This is a genomic window from Colwellia echini, from assembly GCF_002843355.2.
In the GTDB taxonomy this organism is placed as follows: Bacteria; Pseudomonadota; Gammaproteobacteria; order Enterobacterales; family Alteromonadaceae; genus Colwellia; species Colwellia echini.
This window is the reverse complement of sequence record NZ_PJAI02000040.1, coordinates 1-7,029: the sequence shown is the minus strand read 5'-3', so window position 1 is coordinate 7,029 and position 7,029 is coordinate 1. Positions and strand designations below refer to the sequence as shown.

11 protein-coding genes are annotated in these 7,029 nt (G+C 35.3%); 1 reads left to right on the top strand and 10 read right to left on the bottom strand.

Features of this window, described 5'->3' with window-relative positions:
• Window positions 1-139 precede the first annotated feature (139 nt).
• The 3 genes from CWS31_RS16925 to CWS31_RS16915 all read right to left on the bottom strand — a co-directional run bounded on the left by CWS31_RS16925 (window position 140) and on the right by CWS31_RS16915 (window position 2,091).
• Window positions 140-544 (bottom strand): hypothetical protein, encoded by a 405-nt coding sequence (locus tag CWS31_RS16925; protein ID WP_101343755.1) that lies wholly within the window; start codon window positions 542-544, stop codon window positions 140-142.
• Window positions 545-1,018: 474 nt separating this feature from the next.
• A complete protein-coding gene (locus CWS31_RS16920) occupies window positions 1,019-1,507 on the bottom strand; it encodes a hypothetical protein (protein WP_101343756.1) in 489 nt (162 codons plus the stop codon).
• Window positions 1,508-1,632: 125 nt separating this feature from the next.
• Window positions 1,633-2,091, bottom strand: coding sequence for a hypothetical protein (locus tag CWS31_RS16915; protein ID WP_101343757.1), 459 nt, complete (start codon window positions 2,089-2,091; stop codon window positions 1,633-1,635).
• Window positions 2,092-2,396: 305 nt separating this feature from the next.
• On the opposite strand from CWS31_RS16915, the gene CWS31_RS16910 reads away from it, so the two are divergent.
• Complete coding sequence (locus tag CWS31_RS16910) at window positions 2,397-2,579, top strand: hypothetical protein (RefSeq protein ID WP_148747783.1); 183 nt, start codon at window positions 2,397-2,399, stop codon at window positions 2,577-2,579.
• 18 nt (window positions 2,580-2,597) lie between these two features.
• On the opposite strand, the gene CWS31_RS16905 is transcribed toward CWS31_RS16910, so the two are convergent.
• From CWS31_RS16905 to CWS31_RS16875, 7 genes are all read right to left on the bottom strand, one after another.
• Window positions 2,598-2,963: a hypothetical protein gene (locus tag CWS31_RS16905; RefSeq protein WP_101343758.1), complete on the bottom strand. Its 366-nt coding sequence runs from the start codon at window positions 2,961-2,963 to the stop codon at window positions 2,598-2,600.
• Between the two features lie 100 nt (window positions 2,964-3,063).
• The gene (locus tag CWS31_RS16900; RefSeq protein ID WP_101343759.1) at window positions 3,064-3,678 is read right to left on the bottom strand and encodes an FMN-binding negative transcriptional regulator; all 615 of its coding nucleotides are present in this window, start codon (window positions 3,676-3,678) and stop codon (window positions 3,064-3,066) included.
• Window positions 3,679-4,164: 486 nt separating this feature from the next.
• On the bottom strand, window positions 4,165-4,563 hold the full coding sequence (locus CWS31_RS16895) for a hypothetical protein (RefSeq protein WP_101344017.1): 399 nt from the start codon (window positions 4,561-4,563) through the stop codon (window positions 4,165-4,167).
• 124 nt (window positions 4,564-4,687) lie between these two features.
• A complete protein-coding gene (locus CWS31_RS16890) occupies window positions 4,688-5,134 on the bottom strand; it encodes a hypothetical protein (RefSeq protein ID WP_101344018.1) in 447 nt (148 codons plus the stop codon).
• Between the two features lie 99 nt (window positions 5,135-5,233).
• The gene (locus tag CWS31_RS16885; RefSeq protein WP_101344019.1) at window positions 5,234-5,983 is read right to left on the bottom strand and encodes a hypothetical protein; all 750 of its coding nucleotides are present in this window, start codon (window positions 5,981-5,983) and stop codon (window positions 5,234-5,236) included.
• Between the two features lie 113 nt (window positions 5,984-6,096).
• A complete protein-coding gene (locus tag CWS31_RS16880; RefSeq protein ID WP_101344020.1) occupies window positions 6,097-6,510 on the bottom strand; it encodes a hypothetical protein in 414 nt (137 codons plus the stop codon).
• Window positions 6,511-6,719: 209 nt separating this feature from the next.
• Window positions 6,720-7,029 (bottom strand): transposase (locus tag CWS31_RS16875; protein WP_246143541.1); only part of this gene is annotated, 310 nt, incomplete at its 5' end.

Below are 7,029 nucleotides of genomic sequence, written 5' to 3'. Positions count from 1 at the left end.
CAAAACGTGAATCAAAAAATATACCTTACGCAAATAACCCAATACACCTAACGCCTCATTAAGAGGCAAAAAATAGTTTGCTAAAATAAGCGACGAAGGAGCAAAAGCAAACTGTTTTTTGTCCTGCTTTAATGACTTGTTATGTGTTTTTGTACGCAAGTATCTGAATGCTATCAGTTGTTTGCTTGACACAAAACTTACCAACTTTATCTAAACTCTTATTGATTAGCCCAATTGTTTCACTTGGAGCCAATATATTTAACCATTCAATTTCTTTGTAATCATAAAAGCCTTTAGGATAACCGCTAATCATTGACTCCATTGAACTGGCGTAATAATCAAAATTGAATTCTAAATCCTTATCGAGTCGGAATGATCTAATATCGATATCCCAAACTAATTTAACGGTTGCATTTGCACCATCCAAATTCAAATTTGATAGTAAGTTTAATAATTTAACCCACTTAGCATTAGACATTAATGAAACATCAAAACTATTTACAATTGAATCAGTTTTATTTCTCGCGGAATCTAATTTATGCACAATACTTCCGAAACACATAACGCCTCATTAAGAGGCAAAAAATTGTTTGCTAAAATGTTGAGGCACGAAACAGCAAACTGTTTTTTGTCCTGCTTTAATGCCTTGTTAGGTGTTTGAACTGATTAGAGTTTATGCCACCTAAACTTACCAAACCACAATAAAGTAATTGGCAAAGTCTTGCACGAAATTTTGCAGTAAAAACTGAGAAATTAGCGCACCAAAAAGTTAAATAAACTGCTTTGCTCAATTTTATGTAACACCGCGAAACAATAATATACGTGCGATAAACACAAAACTGAATTACGTTTTAGAATACGTAATTGATGCACTAAACGTGAATCAAAAAATAAACCTTACGCAAATAACCCAATACACCTAACGCTTTGCTCAGCGGCTAAGTACAATTTGCTATAATGCGCGAAGCGCTAGCAAACTGTACGTGTCCGTTGAAGCAACTTGTTATGTTTATGTACCTCACTTTATTTTAACGTAGCACAGAGGCTTACTATCAACACCGAATTCATATTCTGATATTGACGCAATCGTTTTCATACCACCAACAGAATGAATACAACCCTCTTTTGATTTCATCTGTACGTAAAGGTAGTTTTTCCCATTAGAACTCAATATACTGTAAAGTTTGGCATCACCTGCCATACACATAGCAGAGCCAACTTTATGAACCTCACCATCTTTCTTCACAACAAGAAAATTCTGATATGAACTGCCGGCGACAAACTGCCCAACTAGCTCATTACTTCCGTCATTGTCAAGATCGTGGAACGCTACCTTGTAGTGATTTTGAGGATTATCTTTATAATAGAAAGTTTTAAAGTTACTCGGAATATCTATAACTTTATATCCATCACTTGCCTCTGATTTTGAAGATAACTGTTCACAAATTGATTCCGCACATAGACAATTAGAAAAAAAAGTTAAAAACACGATATAAATATACCTCATAGGATTTCCCCAAAAGATTAGCCTGAAATAAACATAACGCCTAATTAACAGGCAAAAAATAGTTGGTTAAAATAAGCGACGCAGGAGCAAAAACCAACTGTTTTTTGTCCTTGTTTAATTTCTTGTTAGGCATTTGGTTGCTTGATTAGATGAATAGCTTTCCAGGTCAGAAATATCGTAGCTAACCTAACAGCTTCACCTGCGCCTTTAGAGCATGCAACATCAAAAGCTTTATTTTGAACTGGCTCCCAATCAAACTTAAAACCACTAAGCTCTTTTATTGTTACTTTATAATCGTGTTTATGTGCGTAATTATTTCTAATGTTATTAATTGCTTTGAAAGCTGAAAAATATTTTTGATCAATTAAACCCATCGCTAACGCTAAATCTACTTTTAACTCAAACGAACGTGTACGTTTAAATAATGCTTGTGGGGTTTGTAAATTACTTGAAATTAACGTCTCAAGAATTTTCTCAATGAAAATGTGACCTTTAAGGATAGGAGATATTTCTTCTTCATCAAAGATAAGCCTTTCCATTGCATGCTCATCTAACTCGTCAAAAGAAAGTGTATCAAAACTCAATGCGATCTCCTTGAATGCCTAACGCCCCATTAAGAGGCAAAAAATTGTTGGCTAAAATGTTGAGGAACGAAAACAGCCAACTGTTTTTTGTCCTTCTTTAATGCCTTGTTAGTTGTTGATAGCTAAACACATTTAACTCACCAACAACACTAAAAATTAATTAATGGAAGTGAGTATTTAAAAACACCACCGCAACTTAGCCACTGAATGCGAACTTTGAGCCGTTTACAAAACTACTGATTATATTTACCAACAAAAGTTAGGCGAAAACTGTGTAAACAAAAACACTAAAGCCAACGAGTAAATTGAAAGTAGACACAAGAAAGGAAGGAAACAAACACCAATCCTTTGATGTGAAATACCGCACGATTAAACTAAATTTACTCGAACAAGTTGCGGCAACTAACGCCACGCTAAGCGGCAAAAAATTGTTGGCTAAAATTAGCGAGGAACGAGCAAAAGCCAACTGTTTTTTGTCCGTTCTTTAGCGCCTTGTTAGGTTTTCTTTACCCGTAATAGACAGGTAATAACCTTGCCTTAAAACCTTCAGCGTAAATCCACCATTTAGCACCTACATCATCAGTAAGTTGATAGAAATTAAGCTCGTTTTCAAGGTAATTAGAATCTAATACACTTGCCGCGAGTTCATTCGATTGTTCCAATTTTACAGGAGCTAATAGGCGAAATGAAAGACACATTGAATCAACGCCATAAAACTCTAGTTCTATTTCACCATCATCTTTGGTTCCAATATCACCATTAAATTTAATTAACAATGACCCCGTAACATCGGATTTCTCTACTGATATATTTTCTACATCAGCAGGACCTTTGAGTTTGGAAAGATAATCGTTGATTTGCTCCAATTCCATCTTGAAAACCTAACGCCTCAATCAGAGGCTAAAATCAGTTGGTTAAAATTAGCGACGCAGGAGCAAAACCAACTGTTTTTTGTCCTGCTGAATTGACTTGTTAGCTGCCCGTACCGACAGACAGTTTTTTCATATGTTGAGCTAAGCTTTGCGCATCTAAGTCTGAGGAGTTTAAAAGTGCATTATAAACTCCTGATTGGTCCTCAGGTTTTCTTTGCTGCCCAAGTTTTAATTTGCATTCAATATCTGATATTTCTATTTTAAATCCAACAATACCAGATAATAGTTTATCTCTAAATTCATCAGTTATTATGTCTCTTTTTACCAGTAAATCCGGCTCGTATTTATTAACAACCTCTTCAACAGCCTCCAGAGTTTGAGTGTCATTTAAAAGAGAAACCTTTCCATATACATGCACCGCAGAGTAATTCCATGTAGGTACTCCGGGTGATTGGGCGTACCAACTGGGTGATATATAGCTATGTGGCCCCATAAATATTATTAAGACATCACTCCCATCAAGTTCTTTCCAATGTTTATTGGCTCTAGCACAATGGCTATAAAGAACACCTTTTTCACCTTCATCATTACGTAATACGAATGGGATATGTGTTCCTGTGAGCGAACTAGTAACAATAACCCCAAACCCGAACTCACTAATAAAGTTATGGGCTATAGATATATCATCTACTTTAATATTACTCGGGATATACATAGTGCTCCATTGCCATTAAGGCAGCTAACGCCGCATTAAGAGGCAAAAAATTGTTTGCTAAAATGTTGAGGCACGAAACAGCAAACTGTTTTTTGTCCTGCTTTAATGCCTTGTTAGGTGTTTGAACTGATTAGAGTTTATGCCACCTAAACTTACCAAACCACAATAAAGTAATTGGCAAAGTCTTGCACGAAATTTCGCAGTAAAAACTGAGAAATTAACGCACCAAAAAGTTAAACAAACTGCTTTGCTCGATTTTATGTAACACCGCGAAACAATAATATACGTGCGATAAATACAAAACTGAATTACGTTTTAGGATACGTGATTGATACGCAAAACGTGAATCAAAAAATATATCTTACGCAAATAACCCAATACACCTAACGCCCCACTAAGGGGCTAAAAATTGTTGGCTATAATACCGAGCGGAGCGAAAGTAGCCAACTGTTTTTAGTCCCGCTTAAGTGGCTTGTTATGTTGCTTTTATATGTAATTAAACGAAATATCACAATTTAATTTTGCCAAAACTTTAACACATTGTTTTGAGATATCGTTACCAGAGCCATTAAAATTATCCGATACTGGAATATTTATAACGATAAAATAATTTTTAGGTTGAATTGAACCTATTGTAGATAGGATATTTTTAATACCGCCTAAATCTTTAATTAGTTCTAATAATGCATCGCCCCAAAATTCATCTTTTGAAAGCTGCTTAGCTAAGTAAACTTGATTCTCTTTGAACTTATTTTTTAAACCGTGAGGCTCACCAATAGCATTAGCTTCGCTCATAACTCTAAATTGATTAGCTAATTCATAGGGGTCTGAGTCAAATCCCCAAAATTTAAGTCCAACACTGCGTTGGTTCCAAAGATCACTCATATTAAAATTCACCAAACCCCTAAGGCAACATAACGCCTAATTAACAGGCAAAAAATAGTTGGCTAAAATAGGTGAACGTAGTGAACAAAAAGCCAACTGTTTTTTGTCCTTGTTTAATTTCTTGTTAGGTATGAGCACACCTTTTACACTTATTAAGTGTATTTAACTTACTATCATGAACTAAATATATTCCTCTTTTCATGATCATATGCCAATCCTCATCGATATCAGAGGCAACATCTGAGCCACATAATACAGCTGCACGTAGAATATAAAGCTCCTTGTCTTTAGCAACAGTAAGACATTTAACCCTATGGGCTGTGTATGATTTCCCAACACAGCCCCAATAATATTTGATTTTTATTTTTTTAGAATTAGACCACTTTTCAATAGTCTCTTTCTGAAGTTTGTTACGGTTTGAACTGATTTTATTTTTATTATTACGTTCAAGTAGCTCTGCGAAAATTTCATTTAACTCTTCGACTTCATCAAATGAAATTGTTCTAAATGGATTAGCAGAAGACTGATTCCACCTCCCACATGATCTTTCCCACCTATATGATATCGGCATAGCTAATTCTCATACCTAACGCCTTGCTAAGCGGAAAATAATGGTTGGCTATAATCGCGAAGCGATGGCCAACTGTTATTTTTCCGTTTAAGCAACTTGTTATATCCGTTCATTTAAGTCGGAGCTTTTCATTTTATCCACTAAATATGGTGCAAGATTAGCTGTTAAATTTTTTAGCATTTCAAGTTGCCATTCTTGACAATAAGGTGAAATCCAGACTTCATTTATCATCGATTGTAAATTTGAATTGAAACTAATAATTTTTGGTAACGAATTGGGGTCGATTTTAACAGGAGGATTAGTCGCTGAGAGTTCGCCTTCTGGTAAATACATCAAAGATTCGTTCACAGAAAAACGTACCTCAGATTCAGAAGAATAAGCCAATGCTTTTGAATTTAATAATTTTATATGACTTTGAAGTTCTTCGGTGTCGTCAAAAGTATCACGGTAAATAACTTCGTTATAATCAAATCCATAGTCTCCCCAAACAATATGCTCTTTAACCTGACCGACGGTTGATTTTATTACTACACCAAGCCTTGATTCTCCAAGATATGAGAACCACAAAGACCTACATTCATGTTCTTTACCTGTCCAACAGCTAATGTAGTATGATTTTCTAAGTATATTTATAAAGTAAGATGCACTTTCTAGAATATTTCCTTTACCATCTAAACTACCATTCTGTTCTAAACGCTTAAGCATTAATGATATTTCTAGCTGATCAGCGGCAATCTCTACTTGCGTAAATTTTATAGTTTTCGTTAATAATAAGTCTAAATATTTATCTAAGCTCAAATAGCGCCATATTACTTTTTCATTCGGTGGTCGTGGCGGATTACCAAGCATAAAGATTACCTTTGAGGATATAACGCCCAAATAAGGGGCTGATAACTAGTTGGCTATAATGTGTAGCGAAGCGAAACCGAGCCAACTGTTTGCAGTCCCGCTTAATTTTCTTGTTAGGTATTAGTTTGCCTATTTGCCAAATCTGGGTATATGAGGTGGGCTAAAATAAACCCGAAACCTGACGTTCCCAAAAAAACGATAGGCATTAAAGAGTTTGCTGGTAAACCAATAGCAAAGTGATAAACAAGCCCAACAAACCCCGTACTTAACCCCATAGCAATAACCATAAAGATTAAATTCACATTTTTACTCATAGGTAATTGGGTGGTTGATTTAGCTGTTTTAAAAAGCTTATTAACTACAGCAAGGACTGGCGGTCCTCCTAAGCCAAATAAAGCAATAGGCAATAATGATGGAGGCATTGGAAATCCAACCTCTTTATTCGCTAGTACAAGGGTTTGGACAACACCAGCGATAATACCAATTAAGATCCCGAGCCAATCACTACGGTTCAAGTTATGCTTCATAAATACCTAACGAGCTTGTAGAATAACTCATTTTTATGTTATTTATTAATAAAAATACTCTAACTGGATTATTTTCTTTTAACAATCAAAAACGTTTACGTTTTTGGCGATTTAATTTTTTACATCGTTAATTCATTGAAATAGCTAATTGGTGCTTAATAATTCAGTGTAATAGCGGTTTATATGATGTGTAGTTGGGCTTTTAACCCTTAATGCAGGTTGTTTCTTAACTTTTCAATATTATGAACAAGGCAATACAGTTGCCATTGGGTGTTTACTTTTTCTTGACCGCGTAAGGTCAATTTATTCATGCCTTTATTGACAGTAATATTGCCAAATACAGGCTCGATAGCACCTAATCGCTTACTGTATTGTCGTCGTCCTATTGGGCTATCTATTTTGACTTTCATTTTGTCAATGTAGCTTAGCCTTTTACCCGAGCCACATTGTTTAAACTGAACTTGCCGTCCTGTTTTTATTGGCGGTTTTCTCATGCATTGCTGTTGCAGTGGGCAACTT